Here is a 26,209-nt window from a genome sequence, read left to right as displayed (position 1 = left end):
GTTGGCAAACCCGCAGGCGGTCCGCAGGGTGTTTGCAGATCAGGCCATTGCCTGTGAGGCGCTCGATTCGCCGTTTACTGCGCGGTTGTGCCGGTTGTTTGCCGAACGTCTTGAAGAAAGCAATCCGGTCGGCGCAGATGTGCTCGGCTGGCCGGGCGATCCGAAAATTCAGGCCGACAGCGTGGCACTCAGATTGTGCGGCGCGCTGAACCATCTTGTCATCTCCGGCAGGGATCCGGTTCTGGCGGAAAACTATCCTCCGCATTTCGATCACACGCAGCATTGTGATGACGGGCTGTGGCAATTGCTGACAGGTGCCATGGAGCGCAACAGCGCTGCAATCATCGCGTTTTTGGCCAATGCACCGCAGACGAACGAAGTACGCCGCTCTGTGGCGCTCATTGCGGCCTATCACGCCATCGCTGCCCGGTTTGCGCTTCCTCTTTCTGTCTGCGAACTGGGTGCCAGCGCCGGGCTAAATCTCATGGCTGGGCGGTATGGACTGAAGACAGATGCTTTCATGCTCGGGCCGCAGGAGGGGCTGGTTCTAAAGCCGCAATGGAAGGGCGATGTTCCGGTCAAGGCGGATGTCAGCATCGAATCTGCCCGCGGCTGTGATCTTGCGCCAATCGATGTGAGGGATGAAGCTCAGGCGTTGCGGCTGTTGGCCTATATCTGGCCGGACCAGAGGGAACGGGTGGCACTGATCAGAAATGCGATCGGCCTTGTGCGCACCACCGGCGTTGAAATTGAGCAGGGCGATGCCATCGCCTGGCTTGAACGGAAACTCGAAACCCGTTCCGAGGGCGTCGTGACGGTCTTTCAACACACGGTCGCCTGGCAGTATTTTCCCCAACAGGCCAGACAACAGGGAGAAGCCCTGTTGGCAGAACATGGCGCGCGGGCAATCCCTTCAGCGCCGATGGCACGCATATCGATGGAAAATGACGGCAGCGAAGCGCCGGGCGCGAGGCTTCAACTGACCCTGTGGCCTGACGGCAAAGTTCATGAACTGGGCCGCGTGGACTTTCACGGCAGCTGGATCGACTGGCGCAACCCCGGCCAGGCCAAAGCGTGATGGCGAACAGCGAAGTCAAATCCAAACCGGCAATCCGGGAAAGCAGGCCCGGGGATCTTGCATGGCTTGAATTGCTGTATCCGGCAGCCTTTCCCGAAGAGGACCTGCTTCCCCTTGTTCGTGCCATGCTGACCAGCAGCGCGGAGATATTGTCGCTTGTTGCAGAAAGGGAAGGTGCCGGGGCAGGGCATTGTTTGTTCACGCTTGGCAGTATTGAGGGAACCGGCCGGAAAATCGCGCTGCTTGGACCTGTCGGCGTTGATCCCAACCATCAGCGCTGCGGAATTGGCAGCGCAATGATCGCAGAAGGATTGAAGCGGCTGCAAGCGGCGAAGGTCAAGCAGGTATTCGTACTGGGTGATCCGTCCTATTACAGCAGGTTCGGGTTCCGGCCGGGAGCAGGGGTTAAGCCGCCATACGAATTGCCGCAAAACTGGTCGGATGCCTGGCAGACCCTGCCGCTTGGCGATGGGGATGTTGCCGAAGAGGGCCGCCTGCTTTTGCCGGAATTCTGGATGCGGCCGGAATTATGGGCGGAGTAGGCAGGTCTATTCCTTGCCGTATACTTTGTCCGAATCAAAGCGTTTTTCACGTTCATCCAGGGTGAGGGCATAGCCGCCTTTGCCGTCCTGCCGCACGGTGCGGTAAAAGCAGCTTATCCTGCCGGTGTGGCACGCCGCCGCCGTGCCTTGCTGGCGGACCTTCAACAGCACCGCATCCTGGTCGCAATCGGTAGCGAGGCTCTCGACCATCTGTACATTGCCGGAGGTTTCACCCTTGAGCCAGATCACCTGGCGCGAGCGGCTGAAATAATGCGCCTTTCCGGTTTCCAGCGTCTTTTGCAGGGCTTCGGCATTCATGTGGGCGAGCATCAAAACCTCGCCGCTTTCGCCATCGCAGGCAATTGCCGTCACCAGCCCTGCCGAATCGAATTTCGGGCGGAAGGTTTCTCCTTCCTCCTGTTCGGCACCTTTTGCGGGCGGCGGGAAATCGGTCATGGTGGTGTTTCCGGCGGGATCAAATCTGCACCGCCGGGTAATGCCTTACTCGCGGTTCATCCGCAACAGCGTCATGAAATTGACCTGCTCGGCGGGATCGTTGCGGAAAGCACCGGTAAAACAGGTCGTCGTGGTGGTCGAACCCATTTTCCTGATGCCGCGCATTGCCATGCACATGTGCTCTGCCTCGATCATCACGGCAACACCGCGCGGCCCAAGCGCCTCGTCGATGGCATAGGCAATCTCGGCGGTCATGTTTTCCTGGGTTTGCAGGCGGCGGGCGAAAATATCGACCGTGCGGGCGATCTTCGAAAGCCCCAGGACCTTGCCGTCCGGCAGATAGGCGACATGGGCCCTGCCGATGATCGGCACCATGTGGTGTTCGCAATGGGAGTGGAAGTCGATGTCCTTGACCAGCACCATGTCGTCATAGCCGCCGACCTCTTCAAAGGTGCGGCCCAGCACGTCAGCGGATTTCTGCTCGTAACCGGAAAACAACTCGCCATAGGCCTTGGCAACCCGCTTGGGCGTATCGACAAGTCCTTCACGTTCGATGTCCTCTCCCATCCATTTGAGCAGGGTGCGAACGGCTTCCTCGGCTTCAGCCTGGGAAGGTCGGTGTTCCTTCGGCAGCACCTTGCGGCGGCCGCGCGACTTTAAATCCTTGATGATGGCGTCCATGCTTGTCTCCCGCAAAGGATCGATCCTCTTAGGTCATGGACTGATAAACAGGGCCGATATGGTATGAAGCGATTTTTCCCGATACGAGGCGCAAGCCTGTTGGAAACCGTCCGGTTTTCAAAGGATTGCAACGAAGTAGCGGGGAAAATCGATCATATCCTCCGGACGATGAAACCGCTGCGGTCTGCCGCGTCAAAGGCCTTGAATGGGCCACCAGCCCATCCTGCCGCCTTTTCCTTGCATATCCTTGCGGTTCCAACGCCATTTCGATCCTGTTTGTCAGTCCATGACCTGGCTACATTGACCGGTATCGGACCAGACGCAGCCGGGAGCGATGGACAGTTCCCGTTTTCCGGCATTTGACATGCCGGTACAGGGAGCCATTTTCGGCTTTGGCCGGGTTCCGGGGCTTTCCACATGCAGGCCTTGCGGCGCAACATGCTTCCGGCACGGTGACCAGACTTCCGGAAGCAGCGCTTCCGGCGCGCCTAATATAAGCAAAGTGGCAGCAAGTTCAACAACGCGGTGCGGCGGCCAGGCGGCGCATTTGAGGCATTTGCCGCCCGTCCCAGCCAATTTCACCATGGGCAGCAACCGGTTTTCGTTGAAGCCTGCTGGCAGAGAAAACTTTTCCCCATCGGCGCCTGCAGGTGGAAAGCCGATCTTCGGCCCGGTGGCGGGCGGCAGGTATCATGACAATGATGAAATATGCCGATGCGCGGCAGGCATGAAGCTGCAGGCGCTGGCAAAGAAAATCCCACAGGTGCTGTAATGGATTTCGTTCCTTTTATTGATGCCATCGGCGAACCGGCAACCGTTGCGCTGGCCGGATTTGTTCTTGCCCTCGCCTTCGGGTTTCTGGCTGAGCGAAGCGGGTTTTGTACCCGTTCGGCCATTCTGGAGATTATCGACCGCAAGGCTGCAACTGCGCTGCCGGTATGGTTGCTTGCGCTCGGGGTCGCGATCTTCCTGACCCAGCTGTCAATCTACAACGGATGGATTGCGGCGGGAGAAAGCCGCTTCTTCCGCACTCCGCAAAGCCTTTCAGGTGCTGCAATAGGCGGAGCGCTGTTCGGCATTGGCATGGCGCTGGCGCGCGGCTGCACCAGCCGGCTGATGGTGCTGGGCGCCAGCGGCAACCTGCGGGCACTGGCAACGGCGGGCGTCATCGCCCTGGTGGCCCTGGCAACCTATCAGGGTTTCCTCGTTCCCCTTCGCGATGGGCTTGGCGGCCTGGCCAATACCGGCCTGCTGGGCGGCAATGACGTGGCGCAGCTTCTGGAAAACAGCAATGCCGGCCTGGCGATTGGCGGCGCGGTTCTGGCTGCTGCCGCAATCACTGCCCTGCGCAGCCGCGTATCTGCCTGGAAGGCAGCAGGCGGCGCCCTGATCGGCGCGCTGATCACCGGTGGCTGGTATGCAACCTATCAGCTTTCTTCCCAGGTCTTCGACCCGATCGAGATTGAAAGCCTTTCCTTTTCCCGGCCCTCGGCCAATGCGGTCAATTATCTGGCAAGCGGCGGCGCACAGGAATACCTGTCGCTGGATACCGGCATGATTGCCGGGCTGCTGCTGGGGGCCTTTGCCGCTTCGCTTGTCTTTCGCAGCTTCAAGTTTCGCAGGTTTGGAGAAACCGGTACGCCGCATTTTGTCCGCTATCTTGCCGGTGGTGCGCTGATGGGGTTTGGCGGCATCCTCGCCGTTGGCTGCACGGTCGGTGCCGGCTTTACCGGCGGTTCGGTGCTGGCGGTCAGTTCGCTGCTTGGACTGGCAGCGATGATGTCCTTTTGTGCCGCGACCGACCTGATTCTTCGCAGGGCCGAAGGCCGCACCGCCGAAAAGACGGTTCCCGCTCCCGCCGAATAAACACTTCGAGGCACGGTTTTTTGGCCGATTGCGCAGTGGTTTTCGACCGTCTGCTCCACCGCCGGCATGGCTGTTTTGCGCGGGAGATTTCCGGCATGGGTAAAATTGCCGATCACCGGTTTTCTGCGCTTGACTTCGAAAGGTGAAAACCGTAAGCCACGCTCACCCTCGGGGCAGGGTTACCTGCCTCGCGAATTCTTGCGGGTGTAGCTCAGTTGGTTAGAGTGCCGGCCTGTCACGCCGGAGGTCGCGGGTTCGAGTCCCGTCACTCGCGCCATTTCGTTTTGGGTCCGGTTTTAATTGCGGATCTTGTCGCGAAATGGCGCAAAGCAGGAAGATGTGGCTCTATGTGCATGAGCTGCAGGAAGGGCGCTTAGCTCAGCTGGGAGAGCAACTCGTTTACACCGAGTAGGTCGGCGGTTCGATCCCGTCAGCGCCCACCAGCCTTCGCTTTTCAGGCTACGGCGCGGCAGGCCGGCAATCCGGACAGCATCAGCAAGATCGCCATTCCACCCGCTATGTCCGGGCAAAGAGTTGGTTGCTGTTCGTATGCTGCCGTGAGGTGTGGTTTTTGTCAGGGTTCTGACATCATCCGTCAGGTTTATGGACGATGCGGTTGCTGCGGTTTGGTTCTGCAGTCCATAAGGGAGCAGGAATTTTGCCGTTGGCAAACTGGATGCTTGGGGGATTGGCATGCGCAAAAGACCTTCACCAAATCGTGGTTCCTTCCGGGTTTTCGCCACTGTGCTGGCTGTGGTGCAATTTGGCGTTTCCGGGGAGGTTTCAGCTCAATCGATTGCCAGGGCGATGAAGTCCGGGCCCGCCTATCTTTGTCCAAAATCCAGCTGTCCCCAGGCGAGCCGCGGTGCGCCTAGGGCTGGTTCGGGTGTTGCCGTGTTCGAGATTAATGGCGGCTTTGCCAGGATCACCGGCTATATGGATGCTGCCACGGCAAGAACCAAATATGGCCTGACCGGGCTGACACAGGGTGGAAACCCGGTCGCATTGTGGATTCCCGTTGACCGGCTTGCGCTGGCACCGTCGGTTGCCAAGAAGGTGGAGGCAGAGAAAAAGGCCGAGGAGGAACGGCTGAAACGGGAGGCTGCGAAAAAGAAAGCTGCCGAGCGCCGCCGCAAAAAGCTGGCCGAGGAAAAACGCAAGGCAGAAGAATCAGCAAAAACGGCAAAGGCCAGCGGGGAGGCTGCCCCGAAAACAAAGACTGCATCGGATAACGGCGTAAAAGCGGAGTCGGCCGGCAGGAAAGCTGCTGCAGACAATGCAAAGGCAAAAACTCAAACTGAAGCTGAAGTTGTAAAGAAACCTGCCGAAGTCACTGCCAAGGCCGAGGCGAAGCCCGCAACGCCAAAGCGTCTGACCGCCAAATTGAAAGACAAGCGGCTTTCCAGCCTGCCGTCCAAGGCCGGGCCCACGCTTTCCATGGCCGATGTGGTGGAAATCCGCCAGAAAGGGCTGGAATTGCTTGAGGCGGGTGAATGCGAAAGCCTGAAAGCGGGCGGCGTTGCCTCCACCGCGGGTTTTCTTTTCGTGCAGTGTGGCGGCATTTCCGCCGGATCGGGCTTTACCCAGTTTCCGCGCCCCCAGCAATAACCGGACCGGGAAGCCATGGCCGGAAATTGCTGCCAATTGATAACGGGAATTGCCGCGTTATCCCTTGCTTTGCTCTTGTCACTGGGCTAACCCACGCGCGACCGGTATATTTGTCAAAGCGCAGGCCCAGACATGCAGGAATTACTTGTTTCCTATCTTCCCGTGATCATCTTTTTCGGCATCGCGCTGGTGATCGGCCTGGCGCTTGCCATCGCCCCCTTCTTCGTCGCCTACCAGGCACCGGATTCAGAAAAGCTCTCTGCCTATGAATGCGGATTTAACGCCTTTGACGACGCGCGCATGAAGTTTGATGTGCGCTATTATCTGGTGGCGATCCTGTTTATCATTTTCGATCTTGAAGTCGCCTTCCTGTTTCCCTGGGCGGCGAGCTTTGGCGATCTGGGCTGGTTCGGCTTCTGGTCGATGATGATCTTTTTGGGGGTTTTGACCATCGGGTTTATCTATGAATGGAAAAAGGGTGCGCTGGAATGGGATTGATTACGGTTTGCGCCTTTTGCAACGAAACGGTTCTTACAGGTTAAGCCATGCGTGACGGTTCCACGACGCTCATTGCGCCCCAAGCAAAGGGGATCATCGATCCTGCGACCGGAAAGCCGGCAGGGGCAAACGATCCGTTTTTCGGCGAGGTCAACAACGAGCTGGCGGACAAGGGCTTTCTCGTCACATCGACGGACGAACTGATTACCTGGGCCCGGACAGGCTCGCTGATGTGGATGACCTTCGGGCTGGCCTGCTGTGCTGTCGAGATGATGCAGATGGCCATGCCGCGTTACGATGCCGAGCGGTTCGGCTTCGCCCCGCGTGCGTCCCCCCGGCAATCCGACGTGATGATCGTTGCCGGCACGCTTACCAACAAGATGGCGCCGGCCCTGCGCAAGGTCTACGACCAGATGCCGGAGCCGCGCTACGTGATCTCCATGGGATCATGTGCCAATGGCGGCGGCTACTACCATTATTCCTATTCCGTGGTGCGCGGCTGTGACCGCGTGGTGCCGGTCGACATCTATGTGCCCGGCTGCCCGCCAACCGCTGAAGCACTGCTTTACGGCGTGATGTTGCTGCAGAAGAAGATCCGGCGCACCGGAACCATTGAACGCTAGAAGGGCAGGCAGATGGCATTGCCGAAAATCGACGATGAAACCCTGAGCGAATTGGCCGAGACCATCGAGGCCGGTGGCGATGGTGCCGTCAAGTCCATGGACTATGCCCATGGCGAACTGACGCTTGTCGCCGAGCGCGAACAGATTGTCGAGCTGATGCGCTTTTTGCGCGACGACAGCCAGACGATGTTCTGGAACATTATCGATATTTGCGGTGTTGATTATCCCGAGCGGGCAAAGCGTTTCGAGGTGGTTTATCATCTGCTGTCACCACGGCTGAATGCCAGACTGCGGGTAAAGGTTGCCACCGACGAAGAAACGCCGGTCCCCTCGATCACCGAAATCTTTCCCGGCGCCAACTGGTATGAGCGCGAAGCCTGGGACATGTACGGCATCCTGTTTACCGGCCATCCCGATCTGCGCCGCCTGCTGACCGATTACGGTTTTGAGGGCCATCCGCTGCGCAAGGATTTCCCGCTCACCGGTTATGTGGAAGTGCGCTATGACGATGAGGTAAAGCGGGTTGTCTACGAGCCGGTCAACCTGCGTCAGGAATTTCGCGAGTTCGATTTCGAAAGCCCGTGGCTGGGGCCGGATTATCCGTTACCGAACGAGGATGTTGGGGCGGAGAAAAAATCATGAACGAACATACCGTCCGAAACTTCAACATTAACTTCGGGCCGCAACACCCTGCGGCACATGGTGTTTTGCGCCTTGTGCTTGAGCTTGACGGCGAGGTTGTCGAGCGCGTCGACCCGCATATCGGCCTGCTGCACCGGGGTACGGAAAAACTGATCGAGCACAAGACCTATCTGCAGGCGGTGCCGTATTTCGACCGGCTCGATTATGTCGCGCCGATGAACCAGGAGCATGCCTTTGCGCTGGCGGTCGAGCGCCTGATGGGCATAGAGGTTCCGCGCCGGGGGCAGTTGATCCGGGTGCTGTATTCGGAGATCGGCCGCATTCTGTCGCATCTGCTCAACGTGACCACCCAGGCACTCGATATTGGCGCTCTGACGCCGCCGCTTTGGGGGTTTGAAGAACGCGAAAAACTGATGGTGTTTTATGAGCGGGCCTGCGGGGCGCGCATGCATGCAGCTTACGTTCGCCCCGGCGGTGTTCACCAGGACCTGCCGCAACAGCTTATCGATGATATCGAACAGTGGTGCGATGAATTTCCCAAGGCGCTTGAGGATATCGACAAGCTTCTGACCGACAACCGCATTTTCAAGCAGCGCAATGCCGATATCGGGATCATTTCACTGGAGGATGCGTGGGCCTACGGTTTTTCCGGGGTCATGGTGCGCGGCTCGGGCGCAGCCTGGGATTTGCGCAAGTCGCAGCCCTATGAGTGCTATGAGGAAATGGAATTCGACATTCCCGTCGGCAAGAATGGCGACTGCTATGACCGTTACCTCATCCGCATGGAAGAGATGCGGCAGGCTGTCCACATCATGAAACAGTGCATTGCCAAGCTCAACGCGCCCGAAGGCAAGGGGCCGGTCTCGCATACCGACAACAAGATCGTGCCGCCAGAACGCGGCGAGATGAAGCGCTCCATGGAAGCGCTGATCCATCACTTCAAGCTTTATACCGAGGGCTATCACGTGCCCGCTGGCGAGGTTTACGCTGCCGTTGAGGCGCCCAAGGGCGAGTTCGGCGTCTATCTGGTATCCGATGGTTCCAACAAGCCCTATCGCTGCAAGCTGCGTGCACCCGGTTTTGCCCATCTTGCGGCGCTCGACTACATGGGCAAGGGGCATTTGCTGGCAGATGTTTCGGCCGTTCTGGGTTCGCTCGACATCGTATTTGGGGAAGTTGATCGCTAATGTCCGTCCGCCGTCTTGCAGAAGAAAACGTCCAGCCGAAGGATTTCGCCTTCACCAGAGCCAATGGCGCCCTGGTCAAGCAATGGATCAAGAAATATCCCAAGGGCCGCCAGGCTTCCGCCGTCATTCCCCTGCTCATGATTGCGCAGGAACAGGAAGGCTGGGTGACCAAGCGGGCGATCGAGCATGTCGCAGAAATGCTGGAAATGCCCTATATCCGCGTGCTGGAAGTGGCGACCTTCTATACCCAGTTCATGCTGGCGCCGGTTGGCACCAGGGCCCATGTGCAGGTTTGCGGCACCACGCCGTGCATGCTGCGCGGCTCGGAAGACCTGATGGCTGTGTGCCGGGACAAAATCCATCCAGAACAGTTCCACACCAACGAGGCTGGAACGCTCTCCTGGGAAGAGGTCGAGTGCCAGGGCGCCTGTGTGAATGCGCCGATGGTGATGATCTTCAAGGATACCTATGAGGATCTGACTCCCGAACGGCTTGCCGAGATCATTGACGAATTCGAGGCCGGCAGGGGCGAGCGGGTAACGCCCGGTCCGCAGGTTGACCGTATCTATTCGGCGCCAGAAGGCGGCCTGACCTCGCTGCAGAAGGAACTGCGGGTCAAGGGCTCCAAGGCAGCCGCTGCAGCAACTCCAAGAGCGGCAAAGCCCACCAATGCAGCCAAGCCGAAGACGGCCAGTAGAAAAGCCAGCGCAACCGTCAAGTCGCCGGCAAAAGCGGTTGCCGGTCCGATTCGCTTGAAAAAGCCGCAGGGCAAGGCAGACGATCTGAAGATGATCGCCGGGGTCGGGCCGAAACTGGAAAAGACGCTCAACAAGCTCGGCTTCTGGCATTTTGCCCAGATTGCAAAATGGACGAAGAAGGACATTGCCATTGTTGATGACGAACTATCCTTCAAGGGCCGCATCGAGCGGGACGAGTGGGTGAAGCAGGCCAAGGCGCTCGCCAGGGGCGGACGGGACGAATATGTCCGTGTGTTCGGCAAGGAACCGAGGTAGGACGATGGCCGAGGTAACCAATGGATTGCTGCTGGCAGTCTTGAAGCAGATTCACAGTCGGCATGGGAACGTGGAAGACCGGCTGGGCGGCATGGATGGCCGTTTACACTCACTGTCCGAACAGTTACGCGGCCTTTCAAATGAGGTTGGTGCCGCACATACCGACATAGCCAATATATATGTGAGCCTTGGCAAGCTCGATACAAGATTGACCCGCAAGGAGCGGCGTCTTGATCTGACAGACGAGCCGGCGGAATAGATTATGCTTCAGGATAAAGACCGCATCTTCACCAATATCTACGGCACCTATGACAAGTCGCTGAAAGGTGCCATGGCGCGCGGCCATTGGGCCGGCACCAAGGGCTTCATCGACAAGGGGGCCGACTGGATCATCGATCAGGTAAAGGCTTCGGGCCTGCGCGGGCGGGGCGGAGCCGGTTTTCCGACCGGCTTGAAATGGTCCTTCATGCCGAAAAAATCCGATGGCCGCCCTTCCTATCTGGTGGTCAATGCCGACGAATCAGAGCCCGGCACCTGCAAGGACCGCGATATCATGCGCCACGATCCGCATACGCTGATCGAGGGCTGCCTGATTGCCTCCTTCGCGATGAACGCCAATGCCTGCTACATCTACATTCGCGGCGAATATATCCGTGAGCGCGAGGCACTGCAGGCCGCCATCGACGAGTGCTATGATGCCGGGCTGCTTGGCAAGAAGAACAAGCATGGCTGGCCGTTCGATCTTTATCTGCATCACGGCGCCGGCGCCTATATCTGCGGCGAGGAAACCGCGCTGCTGGAATCGCTGGAAGGCAAGAAGGGCCAGCCGCGCCTGAAGCCGCCATTTCCGGCCAATGTCGGCCTGTATGGCTGCCCCACCACCGTCAACAATGTGGAATCGATTGCCGTCGTGCCGACCATCCTGCGGCGCGGGGCGGACTGGTTTGCCTCTTTCGGCGCGGAAAACAACAAGGGCACCAAGCTGTTCTGCGTTTCCGGCCATGTGAACAAGCCCTGCACGGTGGAAGAATCGATGTCGATCACCTTCCGCGAACTGATCGACACCCATTGCGGCGGCATCAGGGGCGGCTGGGACAATCTGAAGGCGGTCATTCCGGGCGGCTCATCGGTGCCTTGCGTGCCGGCCGAGCAGATTTGCGATTGCAAGATGGATTTCGACAGCCTGCGCGACCTGCAATCGGGGCTGGGCACGGCGGCGATCATCGTCATGGACCAGTCGACCGACATGATCCGGGCGATCGCCAGGCTTGCCTATTTCTACAAGCATGAAAGCTGCGGCCAGTGCACGCCGTGCCGCGAGGGCACGGGCTGGATGTGGCGAGTCTTGACGCGCATGGCCGAGGGCCGGGCCCACAAGAGCGAAATCGACATGCTGTTCGACGTGTCGAAACAGGTGGAGGGCCACACGATCTGTGCTCTTGGCGATGCGGCAGCCTGGCCGGTGCAGGGCCTGATCCGCCATTTCCGCCACGAGATCGAGGAGCGCATCGACCAGTATTCGCGCAATGCCGACAAGGACGACCGGCTGGAAAGCCGGGCGATGGAGGCTGCGGAATAAAGATGCACCTTGCCGAGCTCAATATTTCGAAGTGGAAGATCAACCCCGACACCGATCCGGTGGCGCGGGAGTTCATCGACAATATCGAGCGGATCAACGCGCTGGCTGAACGCAGCGACGGTTTCATCTGGCGCCTGAAGGACGAAAATCGCGATGAGCGCGGGCGCACGCCGGTTGGCGGGCCGCTGGTGCTGATCACGCTGTCGGTCTGGCAAGATGCAACCAGACTGGAACATTTCGTGTGGAACACCGTCCACAAGCGGATTTATCAGCAAAAACACAAATGGTTCGAGATCATGGACAGCCACCACTTCGTGATGTGGCATGTGGAAGAGGGCCACAGGCCGACGCTTGAAGAGGCGAAGGAACGGCTGGATCATCTCGACCAACACGGCGACAGCGACTTTGCCTTCGGCTGGTCGTACGTCAAATCGCACGCAGTCCGAAGGGATGGGCAAGATTTGGCCAAGAAAGACCGTTCGCATGAAAAACTCTGGCAGCAGCAGCGCTGCGCGTGAATTTGAAGGATCAAGGGCTTTACGATGGCTAAGCTGATCATCGACGAAAAGGAAGTGGAAGTTCCCGACAGCTACACGCTGCTGCAGGCGTGTGAGGAGGCGGGCGCCGAGGTTCCGCGGTTTTGTTTCCACGAACGGCTGTCGATTGCCGGCAATTGCCGCATGTGCCTGGTCGAGGTGAAGGGCGGACCGCCCAAGCCCCAGGCTTCCTGCGCGCTTGGCGTGCGCGATCTGCGTCCCGGCCCGAACGGCGAGCCGCCGGTTGTCTCCACCAAGTCGCCAATGGTCAAGAAAGCTCGCCAGGGCGTGATGGAATTCCTTTTGATCAACCATCCGCTGGACTGCCCGATCTGTGATCAGGGCGGGGAATGCGACCTGCAGGACCAGGCGATGGCCTATGGCATCGACAAGAACCGCTATGGGGAAAACAAGCGTGCGGTGGAAGACAAGTATATCGGCCCGCTGGTGCGCACAAAGATGACACGCTGCATCCATTGCACGCGCTGTGTACGCTACACCACGGAGGTTGCCGGCATTTCCGAACTTGGGCTGATCGGGCGCGGCGAGGATGCGGAAATCACCACCTATCTTGAGCAGGCGATGTCCAGCGAAATGCAGGGCAATGTGATCGACCTGTGTCCGGTCGGTGCGCTGACCTCGCGGCCCTATCAGGACACGGCACGGCCCTGGGAACTGACCAAGACGGAAACCGTCGATGTGATGGATGCGGTTGGCTCCAACATCCGCGTCGACACGCGTTCAAAGGAAGTCATGCGCATTCTTCCCATACAGAACGATGCGGTGAACGAGGAATGGATTTCCGACAAGACGCGCTTCATCTTCGACGGGCTGAAGTCGCAAAGGCTCGATCAGCCCTATGTGCGCAAGGCGGGTAAACTGCAGCCGGCAAGCTGGGGCGAGGCGCTCGATGCGGTCGCAAAGGCGGTCAATGCCACGCGTCCCCACAAGGTTGGCGCCATTGCCGGTGATCTTGCCAGTGTCGAGGACATCTTTGCGCTGAAGAAATTCATGACCGGCATCGGCTCGGCCAACATGGATTGCCGCGAGCCGGGCAGTGTGCTCGATCCGGCGAAGGGCAGGGCCTCCTATCTTTTCAATTCAGGCATTGAGGGCATTGAGCAGGCCGATGCGATCATGCTGGTCGGTACCAATCCGCGCAAGGAGGCGGCGGTGCTCAATTCGCGCATCCGCAAACGCTGGCGGCAGGGGGACTTGCTGGTCGGCCTGGTTGGCGAAGCAGCGGATATGACCTACGAATACACCCATCTTGGCGAGGGGCCGGAGAGCCTCAAGCAGTTTGCCAGCTACGGCAAAATCAAGAAGAAGAACCCGATGTTCATCATCGGGCAGGGCGCGCTCAACCGGTCCGACAGTGCGGCTGTGCTCAAAATGGTGGCATCGGCTGCTGAAAGCATGGGCGCGCTGCGCAGCGACTGGAACGGGTTCAACATTCTGCATACTGCCGCAGGGCGTGTCGGCGGGCTTGACCTCGGCTTTGTTCCCGGCCGCAGTGGCAAGGACACGGCTGCCATGATGGGCGGCATGGACGTTCTCTTCCTGATGGGCGCTGACGAACTCGACATGGCAAAGGTGAAGGGCACCGTCATTTATGTTGGCTCACACGGGGATGCCGGCGCGCATCGCGCCGACATCATTCTTCCGGCCGCTGCTTATAGCGAGAAACCGGGCATCTGGGTCAACACCGAGGGCCGGGTTCAGCATGGCAACCGGGCAAACTTTGCTCCGGGTGATGCCAAGGAGGAATGGGCGATTTTCCGTGCGCTTTCAGCCAAATGCGGCAAAGTGCTGCCCTTTGACAGCTTCGAACAGCTCAGAAGCGCACTTTACAGGGAATTTCCCCACATGGCGCAGGCTGGAACGGTTGCGCCGGGTGACATCGGTGATGTAAAGGCACTCGCCAAGGGCGGCGCCGGAAAAGTGCTGAAAGCCGGTTTTGAAAGCCCGGTGCACGACTTTTACATGACCAACCCGATCGCGCGGGCTTCCAGGGTCATGGCGCAATGTTCACAATTGGCTGCAGGCGAACTGCGGCAGGCAGCGGAATAGGCGGCAGGAAACGGCATGGAAGCGTTTATCAACACCTACGTCATTCCGGGCTTCTGGATCGTTTTCCAGAGTGTGCTGATGCTGGTCTGCCTGCTGCTGATCACGGCCTATATCCTGTATGCCGACCGCAAGATTTTTGCTGCCGTGCAGATGCGCCGCGGACCTAACGTGGTCGGCCCGTGGGGATTGCTGCAATCCTTCGCCGATCTGCTGAAATTCGTGATCAAGGAACCGATCATCCCGGCAACGGCATCGAAATCGGTCTTCGTCATTGCGCCGATTATCTCGGCTGTGCTCGCCATGACCGCTTTTGCCGTATTGCCGGTCGCCGATGGCTGGGTCGTGGCCGATGTCAATCTCGGCATTTTGTTCATCTTCGCCGTTTCCTCGCTCGAGGTTTACGGCATCATCATGGGCGGCTGGGCCTCGAATTCGAAATATGCCTTTCTCGCCTCGCTGCGTTCTGCCGCGCAGATGGTGTCCTATGAAGTTTCCATGGGGTTCATCATCATCACCGTGTTGCTGTGTGCGGGCACGTTGAACCTCACCGGCATCGTCAACAGCCAGGCGGACGGGTTGGGCACCATGCTGGGCCTGCCGGGATCCTTCCTTGACTGGTACTGGTTGCCGCTTTTCCCCGCTTTCATCATCTTTTTCATCTCGGCGATTGCCGAAACCAACCGGCCGCCTTTCGACCTGCCGGAAGCTGAATCGGAGCTGGTTGCCGGTCACATGGTCGAATATTCCTCGACCCTGTTCCTGCTGTTCTTCCTGGGTGAGTTCGTAGCCATCATCCTGATGAGCTGCCTCGTTACCATCCTGTTTCTGGGCGGTTGGCTGCCGCCGCTCGACGTTGCCGTGCTCAACTGGGTGCCGGGCATCGTGTGGTTCACGCTGAAAGCCTTTTTCGTCTTCTTCATGATGGCGATGGTGCGCGCCGTGGTGCCGCGCTACCGCTATGACCAGTTGATGCGGCTGGGCTGGAAAGTTTTTCTGCCGCTGTCGCTTGCCATGGTGGCGATTGTCGCTGCCGTACTGCAATATACGGGATGGGCATGATGATTGCGCAAGCTGCCAAATCGCTGTTGCTGCTGGAATTCGTTTCGGCGCTTGCCATGGGCATGCGCTACCTTTTCGGCAAGAAATCCACCATCAATTATCCCTTCGAGAAAGGGCCGGTTTCCCCGCGCTTTCGCGGCGAGCATGCGCTGCGCCGCTATCCCAACGGGGAAGAGCGCTGCATTGCCTGCAAGCTGTGCGAAGCGATCTGCCCGGCCCAGGCGATCACAATCGAGGCGGGCCCCCGTCGCAATGACGGCACCCGCCGCACGGTGCGCTACGACATCGACATGGTGAAGTGCATTTATTGCGGCTTTTGCCAGGAAGCCTGCCCGGTCGATGCAATCGTCGAAGGGCCGAATTTCGAATTCGCGACGGAAACGCGCGAGGAACTTTATTACGACAAGGACAGACTGCTGGAAAACGGCGCGCGCTGGGAACGGGAACTGGCCCGCAACATCAAGCTCGATGCCCCTTATCGTTGACCGGTTGCCGACTGGCCGGGAAATGGCCGGAAAGCGGCGCCAAAGGAATATGGAACGAAGACCATGACGGCGATTTTCTTCTACCTCTTCGCCACGATTACCGTCGCCTCGGCGTTTATGGTGATTTCCGCGCGCAATCCCGTGCACGCGGTGCTGTTCCTCATTCTGGCCTTTGTCAATTCGGCCGGCCTGTTCATGCTGACGGGGGCGGAATTCCTCGCCCTCTTGCTGATCGTTGTTTATGTGGGCGCGGTGGCTGTGCTGTTCCTGTTCGTCGTCATGATGCTGGACGTCGACTTCGTCGAATTGCGCGAAGGGTTTCTGCAATATCTGCCGATTGGCGGTCTGGTCGGTGCGATTGTGCTGGTGGAGCTGTTGATGGTGGTGGGCGCGTGGGTAGTGGCACCTGGAACCGTCGACGGGGCGCTGGGCGAACCGACGCCGGACATGTCGGTGACCTCCAACATTCAGGCGCTGGGCAACATTCTGTACACAAAGTACTTCTTCTTCTTCCAGGTGGCGGGGCTGATCCTGCTGGTTGCGATGATCGGTGCCATCGTGCTGACGCTGCACCATCGCCCGGATGTGCGGCGCCAGGACATTTCAAAACAGGTTGCCCGCAGCAAGGAAACAGCAATCGAAATCAAGAAAGTTGAATCCGGCAAGGGCATCTAGCCGGACGGCAAGGGCACGGGAACCCTAACAAAGGTAGACAGGGCTGAAAACGGGCATGGAAATCGGAATCTCCCACTTTCTGGCGGTCAGCGCGATCTTGTTCACGATCGGCATGCTGGGCATCTTCCTCAACCGGAAGAACGTCATCATCATCTTGATGTCGATCGAGTTGATCCTCTTGTCGGTCAACCTGAATTTCGTGGCGTTCTCCCAGCATCTGGGCGATCTGATGGGGCAGGTCTTTGCCCTGTTTGTCCTGACGGTGGCTGCTGCCGAGGCGGCGATCGGGCTCGCCATCCTGATGATCTTCTTCAGAAACCGCGGCTCGATTGCGGTTGAAGACGTCAACATGATGAAGGGCTGAGGAACGCGCCATGTACCAGACAATCGTCTTTCTGCCGCTTCTGGGCTTTCTGCTTGCCGGACTTTTTCCCAAGACACTGGGGGTCAAGGGCTGTGAATATGTGACCACCGGCTTTTTGATGATCGCCGCGGTTCTGTCCTGGATCGCCTTTTTCACCGTTGGTGTCGGTGGCGGTGAAACGCAGATCATCGAGGTGATGAGCTGGGTCAACACCGGCGCCTTTTCAGCCAACTGGACCTTGCGCATCGACACGCTGACCGTGGTCATGCTGGTCGTGGTCAACACGGTGTCGGCCCTGGTTCACATGTATTCCATCGGCTACATGCACCACGACCCGCACCGGCCGCGCTTTTTTGCCTATCTGTCGCTGTTTACCTTCGCCATGCTGATGCTGGTTACCTCCGACAACCTGCTGCAGATGTTCTTCGGCTGGGAGGGTGTCGGGCTTGCCTCATACCTTCTGATCGGTTTCTGGTACCACAAGCCGTCCGCCAATGCGGCAGCGATCAAGGCGTTTGTCGTCAACCGGGTCGGCGATTTCGGCTTTGCGCTGGGCATTTTCGGCATCTTTGTGTATTTCGGCTCGATCGAGTTCTCGACCATTTTCGCCAATGCTGCCGCGCTCAATCTGGAGGAAACCGGAGGCGAGGGCGCCTATACCTTCCTCAACTACACGCTGACCAATCAGGGCTTTTTGACGGTCATCTGCGTCCTGCTGTTCATGGGCGCGATGGGCAAGTCGGCGCAGTTTTTGCTGCATACCTGGCTGCCGGACGCCATGGAGGGCCCGACCCCGGTCTCCGCGCTCATTCACGCGGCCACCATGGTGACGGCAGGTGTTTTTCTGGTGGCGCGCATGTCGCCGGTGTTCGAATTGTCCCACACCGCGCTTTTGATCGTGACGGTGTTTGGCGCGGTTACCGCCTTTTTTGCCGCCACCGTCGGTCTGGTGCAGAACGACATCAAGCGCGTTATCGCCTATTCGACCTGTTCGCAGCTCGGCTACATGTTTGCCGCGCTTGGCGTTGGGGCTTATGGCGCCGGCATTTTCCACCTGTTCACCCACGCGTTCTTCAAGGCGCTGCTGTTCCTTGGTGCCGGCTCGGTCATTCATGCGGTTTCCGATGAACAGGACATGCGCCGCATGGGCGGCCTGCGCGGCCACATTCCGAAAACCTTCTGGATGATGATTGTCGGCACGGTGGCGCTGACCGGCCTGGGAATTCCCGGCACGATCATCGGCACGGCAGGTTTCTTCTCCAAGGATGCCATTATCGAGAGTGTCTTCGTGGGTGAGAATGCGGCCGCCGGATTTGCCTTCGGCCTGCTGGTGATTGCGGCCCTGTTTACCAGCTTCTATTCCTGGCGGCTGATCTTCATGACCTTCTTCGGCAAGCCGCGGGCTTCTGCCGATGTAATGAGCCATGTGCATGAATCGCCCAATGTCATGCTGATCCCGCTTTACGTTCTGGCGGCCGGAGCGCTGCTTGCCGGCCTTATCTTCCACGATGTCTTCCTGGGTCACGAGACCGGCGGACATCATGAAACCTGGTACAACGCCTTCTGGAGGGAAGCCCTGTTTGCCGGGCCGAACAACCACATTCTGGATGAGTTCCATCATGTGCCGCTATGGGTGAAATGGTCGCCCTTTGCTGCCATGGCGCTGGGCTTTTTCGGTGCCTGGTGGATGTATATCCGCAACCCCGGCATGCCGAAGGAACTGGCCCGCCAGCATCCCGGTCTCTACGCCTTCCTGCTCAACAAGTGGTATTTCGACGAGATTTACGACTTCCTGTTCGTGCGTCCGGCCAAGTGGCTTGGCCGTTTCCTGTGGAAGAAAGGCGATGGCTGGTTTATCGACGGGTTCGGGCCGGACGGGATTGCTGCCCGGGTCAATGACGTCACCAACCGCGTGGTCAAGCTGCAAAGCGGTTATCTTTATCATTATGCCTTCGCGATGCTGATCGGCGTTGCGGCGCTCATTACCTGGGCGATGTTCGGGGGCGCTGGCTGATCATGATCGACTGGAAAATCCTCTCCATTGTAACTTTCCTGCCGCTGGTTGGCGCGCTGATCATTGCGATCATCCCCGCCGACAGCGACATCGCACGCCGCAATATCCGCAATACGGCGTTTTTCACCACCGTTTTCACCTTCCTGATTTCGCTGTTGATCTGGTACGGCTTCGACAATTCCTCGGCCGACTTCCAGATGGTGGAAAAGGTCGAGTGGATCGGCGGCTTCATGAACTACCACATGGGCGTTGACGGCATTTCCATACTGTTCGTCATCCTGACGACCTTCCTCATGCCGTTCTGCATCCTGGCAAGCTGGGAGAGCGTACAGCACCGGGTGAAGGAATACATGATAGCCTTCCTGGTGCTGGAAACCTTCATGATCGGCGTGTTCTGCGCGCTTGATCTGGTGCTGTTCTACATCTTCTTCGAGGCAGGACTGATCCCGATGTATCTGATCATCGGCGTGTGGGGCGGCAAGCGCCGTGTCTATGCGAGCTTCAAGTTCTTTCTGTATACGCTGCTCGGCTCGGTGCTGATGCTGCTGGCGATGATGGCGATGTACTGGAATGCCGGCACGTCCGATATTCCGGCGCTGCTTTCCCATTCCTTCCCGGCGGGCATGCAGACCTGGCTGTGGCTTGCCTTCTTTGCCTCCTTTGCCGTGAAAATGCCGATGTGGCCGGTGCATACCTGGCTGCCGGATGCGCATGTTGAGGCGCCGACCGCCGGGTCTGTCGTGCTGGCGGCCATCCTGCTGAAGATGGGTGGTTACGGCTTCCTGCGCTTTTCGCTACCAATGTTCCCCATCGCCAGCATGGAACTGGCGCCGATCATCTTCACCCTCTCGGTTGTTGCGATTATCTACACCTCGCTGGTTGCGCTGATGCAGGAAGACATCAAGAAGCTGATCGCCTATTCCTCTGTAGCCCATATGGGCTATGTGACGCTGGGGATTTTCACCGCCAATATCTACGGCATTCAGGGCGGCATCTATCAGATGCTGTCACACGGGCTGGTGTCCGGAGCGCTGTTCCTGTGTGTAGGCGTCATTTACGACCGCATGCACACGCGCGAAATCGCCGCCTATGGCGGACTGGTTCACCGCATGCCGAAATATGCCGTCGCCTTCATGGTCTTTACCATGGCGAATGTCGGCTTGCCGGGCACGTCCGGTTTCGTCGGCGAATTCCTGGTGCTGCTCGGCGCCTTCCAGTTCAATACGTGGCTGGCCTTCTTTGCGGCCACAGGTGTCATCCTGTCGGCAGCCTATGCCTTGTGGCTCTACCGGCGGGTGATCTTTGGCACGCTGGACAAGGAAAGCCTGAAACAAATGCTGGATCTCACACCGCGCGAGAAGGTCATTTTGTTCCCGCTGATCGCGCTGGTCATCTTCTTTGGTGTCTACCCCATGCCCGTCTTCAATGTGACGGAGGCATCGGTGCAGGCGCTGATCGACAACTATCAGGCTGCCATTGAGGCAGCTGGGCAGGTTGCCGCAAGTGCCCATTGAGGCAACGGGCGGCAAGCGGAGTTTGAAACGATGTTGACTGCACTGGATCTGCCAAGTCTTTTTGTGATCGGCCCGGAATTGTGGCTCGGTGTCGGCGCCATGGTTCTGCTGATGATCGGCGTGTTTGGCGGGCGGAACGCGACCACGCTCGTCACCGGCCTTGCCGTGGCGCTGATCGTGGTGGCGGCCGTTTCGCTGTGGCGCGCGCCGTCGGGCGTGGTTGCGATGCACGGCGCCTTCATTCTTGATCCCTTCGCAAAATTCATGAAGCTATTGGCGCTTACCGGGTCTGCGGTAACGATTGCCATGTCGGTCAATTTCATGCGGCGGGAAAAATTCGACCGGTTCGAATATCCCATCCTCGTTGTATTGGCGACGACGGGCATGCTGCTGATGATCTCCGCCAACTCCATGCTGACGCTGTATCTCGGCCTCGAACTGCAGTCGCTGGCGCTGTATGTGTGTGCGGCGCTGAACCGCGAATCGACCAAGGCATCGGAAGCAGGGCTGAAATATTTCGTCCTCGGCGCGCTGTCGTCCGGCATGCTGCTCTACGGCATCACGCTGGTCTACGGCTATACGGGCCAGACGACGTTTGCAGGCATCGCCGAAGCGATTTCGGGCGCTGACCGTTCTCTCGGCCTGATTTTCGGCCTGGTGTTCATCCTGGCCGGCATCGCCTTCAAGATTTCCGCCGTTCCCTTCCACATGTGGACACCGGATGTCTATGAGGGCGCGCCGACACCGATCACCGCCTTTTTTGCCGCCGCCCCTAAAGTGGCTGCCATGGCGCTGATGATCCGCGTTACCATGCAGGCATTCGAACCCGTCGCCCATGACTGGCAGCAGATCATCTCCTTCGTCGCCATTGCCTCCATGGTGCTGGGTGCCTTTGCGGCAATCGGCCAGACCAACATCAAGCGGCTGATGGCCTATTCGTCCATCGGGCACATGGGCTATGCGCTGGTGGGGCTGGCAGCGGGCACCCAGGCCGGGATCAACGGCGTCATATTGTACATGCTCATCTACATGGTGATGACGCTGGGCACGTTCGCCATCATCATCGGCATGCGCCGCAAGGAAGGCATGGTGGAGGAAATCACCGACCTTACGGGACTTGCCACGCGTCACCCGGTTTTGGCCACAGTGCTGACGGTATTGCTGTTTTCGCTGGCCGGCATTCCACCGCTGGCAGGCTTTTTTGCCAAGTATTTCGTTTTTGTCGCCGCGATCGAAGCCAATCTGATTGCCCTGGCGGTCATCGGCGTGCTGGCGAGCGTCGTTGGCGCCTATTACTACATCCGCATCATCAAGGTGATGTGGTTTGACGAGGCAGAAGGCGCAATAGCCGAGAAATTCGTGCCGCTGGCCAGTGAATTGAAACTGGTTCTGGCGGTCAGCTTTGTCTTCGTCGCGCTTTTCTACGTCTTTGCAGGGCCGGTCTTCGATGCGACCACGGCGGCTGCCGCCAGTTTCTTTTGATCTGTCCTGATTGATGGTTACCGGCAAGCAGATTTCGGGCGCGGCGCGTGAGTGAGAATTCCACCATCCTGCTGCCGGACGGCTTTCGTCATTTGGCATTCGATGCGGTGCAATCAACCAATCTGGTCTGTCTTGAACAGGCCCGGGCGGGCGATGAAGGACGCCTTTGGGTTACCGCACAGCGCCAGCTAAAGGGCAAGGGCAGCCGGGGCCGCGGCTGGGTGTCGGAAGCGGGCAATCTTTACGCTTCCCTGTTGCTCCAGGAGCCGGCACCCGCCAATGCGCTGCACACGCTGACGCTGGTTGCAAGCCTTGCCGTGCGCGATGCCATTTTGGCGATCAACGGGGCAGGCCTTGCCCGGGTAACGCTCAAATGGCCCAATGATGTGCTGGTCAATGGCGGCAAGGCCGCCGGCGTGCTGCTGGAAAGCCATGTATTGGGCGGCCGCCGCCATGTGATAACCGGCATCGGCATCAATGTGGCGCATCATCCTGTAAAGACCCTTTATCCGGCGACATCGCTAAGAGATGAAGGCCTGGATGTCCCGCTATCTGAATTGCTGCAGCATCTTGCCGGTGCCATGGCTAACCGTCTGACGCAATGGGATGGCGGGAACGGCATGGCGCAAATCCGTTCCGACTGGCTTGCCGCCGCCCAGGGAGTTGGCGAGACGATCGAAATCAGAATGCCCGCTTCCGGCGGCGAAACGAAGATCACCGGTATATTCGAAGGGATTGATGAAGAGGGCTTCCTCATTCTCCGGGGCGCGGGCGGAAAACGCGAACGCATTTCGGTAGCCGATATATTCTTTGCATGAGAATTGGCCGCGTAGCATAAGGACATCATGGAAAACGCAGAATTAGTATTCGTCCCGCTTGGCGGGGTTGGCGAGATCGGAATGAATCTCGCGCTTTACGGCTATGGACCTGAAGATGACCGCGAGTGGATCATGGTCGATTGCGGGGTTACCTTTCCCGGGCCGAACCTGCCGGGCGTCGACCTCATCCTGCCGGACATCACCTTTGCCCAGGAACTGGGCGATGCGCTGAAGGCCATTGTCATCACCCACGCCCATGAGGACCATTACGGTGCCCTGATTGCGCTGTGGCCGCTACTGCGGAAACGGATCTGGGCAACGCCGTTTACCGCCGGAATGCTGGAAGCCAAGCTGCAATCGGACAGGATCGATGAGGATATTCCCGTCGAGGTCTACCGGGCGGGCGACCGCTTTACCGCTGGTCCCTTTGAAATCGAGGCTGTTCACGTCACCCACTCCATTCCCGAACCGGTTTCGCTGGCCATGAAATGCCCGCTCGGCAAGGTGATCCACACCGGCGACTGGAAAATCGACCCCGATCCGACCCTTGGCGCCGACACGGATGCGGCAAGCTTTCAGCGCCTCGGCAAGGAAGGTGTGCTCGCCATTATATGCGATTCGACCAATGCGATGCGCGAGGGCATGTCGCCGACGGAGACCGAGGTTTCAGCCTCGATTGCAAAGGTTATCGAGAAGGCAAGGGGCAGGGTGGCCGTTACCACCTTTTCCTCCAATGTGGGCCGGATACGCTCGATTGCCCAGGCTGCCGAAAGCGTGGGCCGGCGGGTGATGTTGATGGGCCGCTCCATCAAGCGGGTCAGCGAGGTGGCCGACGATCTGGGTTATCTCGACGGCTTGCAACCGTTCCTCGACGAGGATGAGTTTTCCATGGTCGACCGCAACAAGCTGGTCATCATCTGTACGGGCAGCCAGGGCGAGGAGCGGGCCGCCATGGGCAAGCTGGCGCGCGATGACCATCCCCGCGTACATCTTTCCGCCGGCGATACGGTGATCTATTCCTCCCGTGTCATTCCCGGAAATCTGAAATCCATTCTGGACGTCCAGAACATGCTGGCCGACCGGGGCATCGAGATCATCAATGACGGCGATGAACTGGTTCATGTTTCCGGCCATCCGCGCCGCAATGAGCTCAAGCAGATGTATGACTGGGTAAAGCCGCAGATTGCCGTGCCGGTGCATGGAGAGGCTTTGCACCTGAATGCCCATGCCAATCTGGCTGCCGAGGTTGGCGTTCCGGAAGTAGCGCCGGTGCGAAACGGCGACATGCTGCGCCTTGCACCAGGACCGGCAGAGATAACCGGGCAGGTTACCTTTGGCCGCATCTACAAGGATGGCAATCTGATCGGCGGCGAAGAGGAAATCGGTGTCCAGGAACGCCGCAAGCTCGGCTATGCGGGTCTGGTTGCCTGTTCGGTGGTGATCGATCGCAATGGGCGCCTTGCCGATGAAATCGACATTTCGGTATACGGGCTTCCCGATGTCACGGCAGCAGGCGATCCTTTTGAGGATGTATTGTATGACGCTGCAAACGGGGCGGCGGAGAGCATTCCGCCAAAACGGCGCAAGGACCCCCGTGTTGTGGAGGAGGCCGTCTACAAGGCAATCCGCGCCACGGCGCGCTATCATTGGGGCAAGAAGCCGGTTGTCACCGTATTCGTGGCGAAGGTCTAGAGAAAGCGAGGTTCAGGCGCATGATCGGCAAACTCAATCACGTGGCGATCGTCGTACCCGATCTTGCGGCGGGAACCGCGGTTTACCGGGACAGCCTGGGCGCTGCAGTCAGCGAACCCCAGGCCTTGCCCGAACACGGGGTAACCGTGGTGTTTGTCGAGCTGCCGAACACCAAGATCGAACTGCTGGAGGTGCTCGGGGAAAACTCTCCCGTGGCACCGTTCCTGGAACGCAATCCTTCCGGCGGCATTCATCATGTGTGCTATGAGGTCGAGGACATCATCGCGGCGCGCGACAGGCTGAAATCGGAAGGCGCAAGGGTGCTGGGCGATGGCGAACCGAAAACCGGCGCCCATGGCAAGCCGGTGCTGTTTCTTCATCCCAAGGATTTCTGCGGCACGCTGGTCGAGTTGGAGCAGGTTTAGAGCGTGTCCTGGTTGGATGGGTTCGTTTGAACGCCGGTAACCGGGGCTTCGGCAAGGCGTAAAAAGCGCAGCACTGCAGGCACTGTCAGCGTTTTGCAACGCGGTCCGAGGGTCCGGGAACCAGGTTCAGGCGATTGCAGAACAAAAGGGTATTCAACATGGTATTGCATCACCTGTGGTGTCTTTTGCGCGCTGGCTTCGCCGAAATCCTCGCAGGATGGATAAACATCCTGCTGTGGTCTTCTCCTTGCCAGAGGCGAAAAATCCATCCATTCAAGCTGCTTCCAGCCAAACAGGACACGCTCTAATGTCTGTCGTAACCTGGTTTGCCTATTATATTCTGTTTTGGTGGGTGTGCCTGTTCGCCGTGCTTTCCATCGGGCTGAAGACACAGCAGGAAGCCGGCGAAGTGGTGCCGGGGACCGAACCCAGCGCGCCGGCGAAACTGCGCATCTGGCGCATTCTGGCGCTCAACACGCTGATTTCGGGGGCGCTGTTTCTTGCCTGGTTCTACATGACACAGATCATGGGGATCGGGCTTGCGGAAGTCTCCGAGCTTCTGCCCAAGCCGCCGTCCCAGCGCTGAAATTACACAGAGACCATGCTGGCGCTCAGCCGGGGCCTCATCCGCCGAGCTTGATCTTGCAGGAAGCAGTAAGCGGCACCCAATTGCTCATCACCTTGCCGTTGCTGCCGGAAACCAGAATGCGGTATTCGGTGTTGATGGCATTGTGGATCTGAAAGCTTTTGGAAAAGCTTGCCATGCCGCCATTAACGGCCTTGACCGCCTGAAGGGTAAAGGGGCCGGAGACCGAACCGCCTTTCTTGGCGATCATGTAGGAGACCTGACCGGGCTTGCTGGTGTGGATCCAGCCGGCCATGGTTGCGGTGGCGGGGCAAACGTTGACGTTCGGCGACTTGATGGCCAGCTGCGCGGATACAGCTTTAAGCGGCCCTTGCGGGGGTGCCTTCAATCCCTGAGAGGAGGCCAATGCAGCGCTTGTCACCAGAGCGGTGATGACGGCGCCGGTAATAAACGCATATTTTCCGATTTCGATAAACAGACTGGCATAGGTGCGGTTCATGATACTTCTCCTGGCGTCTTTTTCTTCCATCGCCCCGCAGCGCCGTTTTGGCCGCATTCCATGCCGGTGTATGTGCCTTTGGTCACAATCGCATCGCCCGATCACAACAAGATGACGTATGGGAATGCAAGCACATGACGTAACGGCAATCAAGCGATGTCTGAAAAATCAATGCAAAAACATGTGCAAGGTTGCATTCTAAGAACGAAAATGTGCC

At 58.7% G+C, this 26,209-nt stretch carries 27 protein-coding genes and 2 tRNA genes; 26 read left to right on the top strand and 3 right to left on the bottom strand.

Annotated features, from left to right (window positions below):
* Window position 1: 1 nt before the first annotated feature.
* A complete protein-coding gene (locus BVL55_RS07955; protein ID WP_162841469.1) occupies window positions 2-1,078 on the top strand; it encodes a DUF2332 domain-containing protein in 1,077 nt (358 codons plus the stop codon).
* The gene (locus BVL55_RS07950) at window positions 1,078-1,620 is read left to right on the top strand and encodes a GNAT family N-acetyltransferase (RefSeq protein WP_075996436.1); all 543 of its coding nucleotides are present in this window, start codon (window positions 1,078-1,080) and stop codon (window positions 1,618-1,620) included. The genes BVL55_RS07955 and BVL55_RS07950 overlap by 1 nt, the downstream gene beginning before the upstream one ends.
* Before the next feature lie 6 nt (window positions 1,621-1,626).
* Here BVL55_RS07950 and hisI read toward each other — a convergent pair whose 3' ends face one another.
* A complete protein-coding gene (gene hisI / locus BVL55_RS07945) occupies window positions 1,627-2,076 on the bottom strand; it encodes a phosphoribosyl-AMP cyclohydrolase (RefSeq protein WP_075996435.1) in 450 nt (149 codons plus the stop codon).
* A 45-nt stretch (window positions 2,077-2,121) separates the two neighbouring features.
* Window positions 2,122-2,757 carry a GTP cyclohydrolase I FolE gene (folE, locus tag BVL55_RS07940; protein ID WP_075996434.1) on the bottom strand — a complete coding sequence of 212 codons (636 nt, stop codon included), beginning with the start codon at window positions 2,755-2,757 and terminating at the stop codon, window positions 2,122-2,124.
* Window positions 2,758-3,528: 771 nt separating this feature from the next.
* Here folE and BVL55_RS07925 point away from each other — a divergent pair.
* The 24 genes from BVL55_RS07925 (at window position 3,529) to BVL55_RS07805 (ending at window position 25,493) form a co-directional block, all read left to right on the top strand.
* The gene (locus BVL55_RS07925) at window positions 3,529-4,623 is read left to right on the top strand and encodes a YeeE/YedE family protein (protein WP_075996431.1); all 1,095 of its coding nucleotides are present in this window, start codon (window positions 3,529-3,531) and stop codon (window positions 4,621-4,623) included.
* A 200-nt stretch (window positions 4,624-4,823) separates the two neighbouring features.
* Window positions 4,824-4,900 (top strand) — tRNA-Asp (locus BVL55_RS07920).
* A gap of 90 nt (window positions 4,901-4,990) precedes the next feature.
* Window positions 4,991-5,066: transfer RNA gene (locus tag BVL55_RS07915), tRNA-Val, on the top strand.
* Between the two features lie 451 nt (window positions 5,067-5,517).
* Window positions 5,518-6,231, top strand: a complete 714-nt coding sequence (locus BVL55_RS07910) for a hypothetical protein (protein WP_156892470.1) — start codon at window positions 5,518-5,520, stop codon at window positions 6,229-6,231.
* Window positions 6,232-6,363: 132 nt separating this feature from the next.
* A complete protein-coding gene (locus tag BVL55_RS07905; protein WP_075996429.1) occupies window positions 6,364-6,729 on the top strand; it encodes an NADH-quinone oxidoreductase subunit A in 366 nt (121 codons plus the stop codon).
* 47 nt (window positions 6,730-6,776) lie between these two features.
* On the top strand, window positions 6,777-7,352 hold the full coding sequence (locus tag BVL55_RS07900; protein ID WP_075996428.1) for a NuoB/complex I 20 kDa subunit family protein: 576 nt from the start codon (window positions 6,777-6,779) through the stop codon (window positions 7,350-7,352).
* A gap of 12 nt (window positions 7,353-7,364) precedes the next feature.
* Window positions 7,365-7,994, top strand: a complete 630-nt coding sequence (locus tag BVL55_RS07895; protein WP_075996427.1) for an NADH-quinone oxidoreductase subunit C — start codon at window positions 7,365-7,367, stop codon at window positions 7,992-7,994.
* The gene (locus tag BVL55_RS07890; RefSeq protein ID WP_075996426.1) at window positions 7,991-9,181 is read left to right on the top strand and encodes an NADH-quinone oxidoreductase subunit D; all 1,191 of its coding nucleotides are present in this window, start codon (window positions 7,991-7,993) and stop codon (window positions 9,179-9,181) included. The genes BVL55_RS07895 and BVL55_RS07890 overlap by 4 nt, the downstream gene beginning before the upstream one ends.
* Window positions 9,181-10,194, top strand: a complete 1,014-nt coding sequence (gene nuoE / locus BVL55_RS07885; protein WP_075996425.1) for an NADH-quinone oxidoreductase subunit NuoE — start codon at window positions 9,181-9,183, stop codon at window positions 10,192-10,194. Before BVL55_RS07890 ends, nuoE begins: the two co-directional genes overlap by 1 nt.
* Before the next feature lie 4 nt (window positions 10,195-10,198).
* On the top strand, window positions 10,199-10,453 hold the full coding sequence (locus BVL55_RS07880) for a hypothetical protein (RefSeq protein WP_075996424.1): 255 nt from the start codon (window positions 10,199-10,201) through the stop codon (window positions 10,451-10,453).
* A gap of 3 nt (window positions 10,454-10,456) precedes the next feature.
* Window positions 10,457-11,773: an NADH-quinone oxidoreductase subunit NuoF gene (gene nuoF / locus BVL55_RS07875; protein ID WP_075996423.1), complete on the top strand. Its 1,317-nt coding sequence runs from the start codon at window positions 10,457-10,459 to the stop codon at window positions 11,771-11,773.
* A 2-nt stretch (window positions 11,774-11,775) separates the two neighbouring features.
* Entirely contained in the window at window positions 11,776-12,291 is a 516-nt protein-coding gene (locus BVL55_RS07870) for a DUF3291 domain-containing protein (protein ID WP_075996422.1), read from the top strand.
* A gap of 24 nt (window positions 12,292-12,315) precedes the next feature.
* Window positions 12,316-14,379 (top strand): NADH-quinone oxidoreductase subunit NuoG, encoded by a 2,064-nt coding sequence (gene nuoG, locus BVL55_RS07865; protein ID WP_075996421.1) that lies wholly within the window; start codon window positions 12,316-12,318, stop codon window positions 14,377-14,379.
* 15 nt (window positions 14,380-14,394) lie between these two features.
* Window positions 14,395-15,438, top strand: a complete 1,044-nt coding sequence (gene nuoH, locus BVL55_RS07860; protein WP_075996420.1) for an NADH-quinone oxidoreductase subunit NuoH — start codon at window positions 14,395-14,397, stop codon at window positions 15,436-15,438.
* Entirely contained in the window at window positions 15,435-15,923 is a 489-nt protein-coding gene (gene nuoI / locus BVL55_RS07855) for an NADH-quinone oxidoreductase subunit NuoI (RefSeq protein WP_428977275.1), read from the top strand. The genes nuoH and nuoI overlap by 4 nt, the downstream gene beginning before the upstream one ends.
* A 63-nt stretch (window positions 15,924-15,986) precedes the next feature.
* The gene (locus BVL55_RS07850; protein WP_075996418.1) at window positions 15,987-16,598 is read left to right on the top strand and encodes an NADH-quinone oxidoreductase subunit J; all 612 of its coding nucleotides are present in this window, start codon (window positions 15,987-15,989) and stop codon (window positions 16,596-16,598) included.
* A gap of 55 nt (window positions 16,599-16,653) precedes the next feature.
* A complete protein-coding gene (gene nuoK / locus BVL55_RS07845) occupies window positions 16,654-16,962 on the top strand; it encodes an NADH-quinone oxidoreductase subunit NuoK (protein WP_075996417.1) in 309 nt (102 codons plus the stop codon).
* A 10-nt stretch (window positions 16,963-16,972) separates the two neighbouring features.
* On the top strand, window positions 16,973-18,976 hold the full coding sequence (gene nuoL, locus BVL55_RS07840; RefSeq protein ID WP_075996416.1) for an NADH-quinone oxidoreductase subunit L: 2,004 nt from the start codon (window positions 16,973-16,975) through the stop codon (window positions 18,974-18,976).
* 2 nt (window positions 18,977-18,978) lie between these two features.
* Window positions 18,979-20,490, top strand: a complete 1,512-nt coding sequence (locus BVL55_RS07835) for an NADH-quinone oxidoreductase subunit M (RefSeq protein ID WP_075996415.1) — start codon at window positions 18,979-18,981, stop codon at window positions 20,488-20,490.
* 30 nt (window positions 20,491-20,520) lie between these two features.
* Window positions 20,521-21,972 (top strand): NADH-quinone oxidoreductase subunit NuoN, encoded by a 1,452-nt coding sequence (nuoN, locus tag BVL55_RS07830; protein WP_075996414.1) that lies wholly within the window; start codon window positions 20,521-20,523, stop codon window positions 21,970-21,972.
* Between the two features lie 47 nt (window positions 21,973-22,019).
* Entirely contained in the window at window positions 22,020-22,790 is a 771-nt protein-coding gene (locus tag BVL55_RS07825) for a biotin--[acetyl-CoA-carboxylase] ligase (protein WP_075996413.1), read from the top strand.
* Window positions 22,791-22,817: 27 nt separating this feature from the next.
* Window positions 22,818-24,482 (top strand): ribonuclease J, encoded by a 1,665-nt coding sequence (locus tag BVL55_RS07820; RefSeq protein WP_075996412.1) that lies wholly within the window; start codon window positions 22,818-22,820, stop codon window positions 24,480-24,482.
* Between the two features lie 20 nt (window positions 24,483-24,502).
* Complete coding sequence (mce, locus tag BVL55_RS07815; protein ID WP_075996411.1) at window positions 24,503-24,907, top strand: methylmalonyl-CoA epimerase; 405 nt, start codon at window positions 24,503-24,505, stop codon at window positions 24,905-24,907.
* A 307-nt stretch (window positions 24,908-25,214) separates the two neighbouring features.
* Window positions 25,215-25,493, top strand: a complete 279-nt coding sequence (locus tag BVL55_RS07805; RefSeq protein WP_075996409.1) for a DUF1467 family protein — start codon at window positions 25,215-25,217, stop codon at window positions 25,491-25,493.
* A gap of 37 nt (window positions 25,494-25,530) precedes the next feature.
* On the opposite strand, the gene BVL55_RS07800 is transcribed toward BVL55_RS07805, so the two are convergent.
* On the bottom strand, window positions 25,531-25,992 hold the full coding sequence (locus BVL55_RS07800; RefSeq protein ID WP_075996408.1) for a hypothetical protein: 462 nt from the start codon (window positions 25,990-25,992) through the stop codon (window positions 25,531-25,533).
* Window positions 25,993-26,209: the final 217 nt, after the last annotated feature.

The sequence above is a fragment of the Salaquimonas pukyongi genome, assembly GCF_001953055.1.
Taxonomy (GTDB): domain Bacteria; phylum Pseudomonadota; class Alphaproteobacteria; order Rhizobiales; family Rhizobiaceae; genus Salaquimonas; species Salaquimonas pukyongi.
Note: the sequence above shows the minus strand (reverse complement) of the source record. Positions and strands in the feature narration are given on the sequence as shown.

What these genes read in the sequence shown, in the direction of transcription:
- BVL55_RS07950 (WP_075996436.1), top strand. Translation starts at nt 1,078, where the DNA reads ATGGCGAACAGCGAAGTCAAATCCAAACCGGCAATCCGGGAAAGCAGG.
- hisI (WP_075996435.1), bottom strand. Translation starts at nt 2,076, where the DNA reads ATGACCGATTTCCCGCCGCCCGCAAAAGGTGCCGAACAGGAGGAAGGA.
- folE (WP_075996434.1), bottom strand. Translation starts at nt 2,757, where the DNA reads ATGGACGCCATCATCAAGGATTTAAAGTCGCGCGGCCGCCGCAAGGTG.
- BVL55_RS07925 (WP_075996431.1), top strand. Translation starts at nt 3,529, where the DNA reads ATGGATTTCGTTCCTTTTATTGATGCCATCGGCGAACCGGCAACCGTT.
- BVL55_RS07905 (WP_075996429.1), top strand. Translation starts at nt 6,364, where the DNA reads ATGCAGGAATTACTTGTTTCCTATCTTCCCGTGATCATCTTTTTCGGC.
- BVL55_RS07900 (WP_075996428.1), top strand. Translation starts at nt 6,777, where the DNA reads ATGCGTGACGGTTCCACGACGCTCATTGCGCCCCAAGCAAAGGGGATC.
- BVL55_RS07895 (WP_075996427.1), top strand. Translation starts at nt 7,365, where the DNA reads ATGGCATTGCCGAAAATCGACGATGAAACCCTGAGCGAATTGGCCGAG.
- BVL55_RS07890 (WP_075996426.1), top strand. Translation starts at nt 7,991, where the DNA reads ATGAACGAACATACCGTCCGAAACTTCAACATTAACTTCGGGCCGCAA.
- nuoE (WP_075996425.1), top strand. Translation starts at nt 9,181, where the DNA reads ATGTCCGTCCGCCGTCTTGCAGAAGAAAACGTCCAGCCGAAGGATTTC.
- BVL55_RS07880 (WP_075996424.1), top strand. Translation starts at nt 10,199, where the DNA reads ATGGCCGAGGTAACCAATGGATTGCTGCTGGCAGTCTTGAAGCAGATT.
- nuoF (WP_075996423.1), top strand. Translation starts at nt 10,457, where the DNA reads ATGCTTCAGGATAAAGACCGCATCTTCACCAATATCTACGGCACCTAT.
- BVL55_RS07870 (WP_075996422.1), top strand. Translation starts at nt 11,776, where the DNA reads ATGCACCTTGCCGAGCTCAATATTTCGAAGTGGAAGATCAACCCCGAC.
- nuoG (WP_075996421.1), top strand. Translation starts at nt 12,316, where the DNA reads ATGGCTAAGCTGATCATCGACGAAAAGGAAGTGGAAGTTCCCGACAGC.
- nuoH (WP_075996420.1), top strand. Translation starts at nt 14,395, where the DNA reads ATGGAAGCGTTTATCAACACCTACGTCATTCCGGGCTTCTGGATCGTT.
- nuoI (WP_428977275.1), top strand. Translation starts at nt 15,435, where the DNA reads ATGATGATTGCGCAAGCTGCCAAATCGCTGTTGCTGCTGGAATTCGTT.
- BVL55_RS07850 (WP_075996418.1), top strand. Translation starts at nt 15,987, where the DNA reads ATGACGGCGATTTTCTTCTACCTCTTCGCCACGATTACCGTCGCCTCG.
- nuoK (WP_075996417.1), top strand. Translation starts at nt 16,654, where the DNA reads ATGGAAATCGGAATCTCCCACTTTCTGGCGGTCAGCGCGATCTTGTTC.
- nuoL (WP_075996416.1), top strand. Translation starts at nt 16,973, where the DNA reads ATGTACCAGACAATCGTCTTTCTGCCGCTTCTGGGCTTTCTGCTTGCC.
- BVL55_RS07835 (WP_075996415.1), top strand. Translation starts at nt 18,979, where the DNA reads ATGATCGACTGGAAAATCCTCTCCATTGTAACTTTCCTGCCGCTGGTT.
- nuoN (WP_075996414.1), top strand. Translation starts at nt 20,521, where the DNA reads ATGTTGACTGCACTGGATCTGCCAAGTCTTTTTGTGATCGGCCCGGAA.
- BVL55_RS07820 (WP_075996412.1), top strand. Translation starts at nt 22,818, where the DNA reads ATGGAAAACGCAGAATTAGTATTCGTCCCGCTTGGCGGGGTTGGCGAG.
- mce (WP_075996411.1), top strand. Translation starts at nt 24,503, where the DNA reads ATGATCGGCAAACTCAATCACGTGGCGATCGTCGTACCCGATCTTGCG.
- BVL55_RS07805 (WP_075996409.1), top strand. Translation starts at nt 25,215, where the DNA reads ATGTCTGTCGTAACCTGGTTTGCCTATTATATTCTGTTTTGGTGGGTG.
- BVL55_RS07800 (WP_075996408.1), bottom strand. Translation starts at nt 25,992, where the DNA reads ATGAACCGCACCTATGCCAGTCTGTTTATCGAAATCGGAAAATATGCG.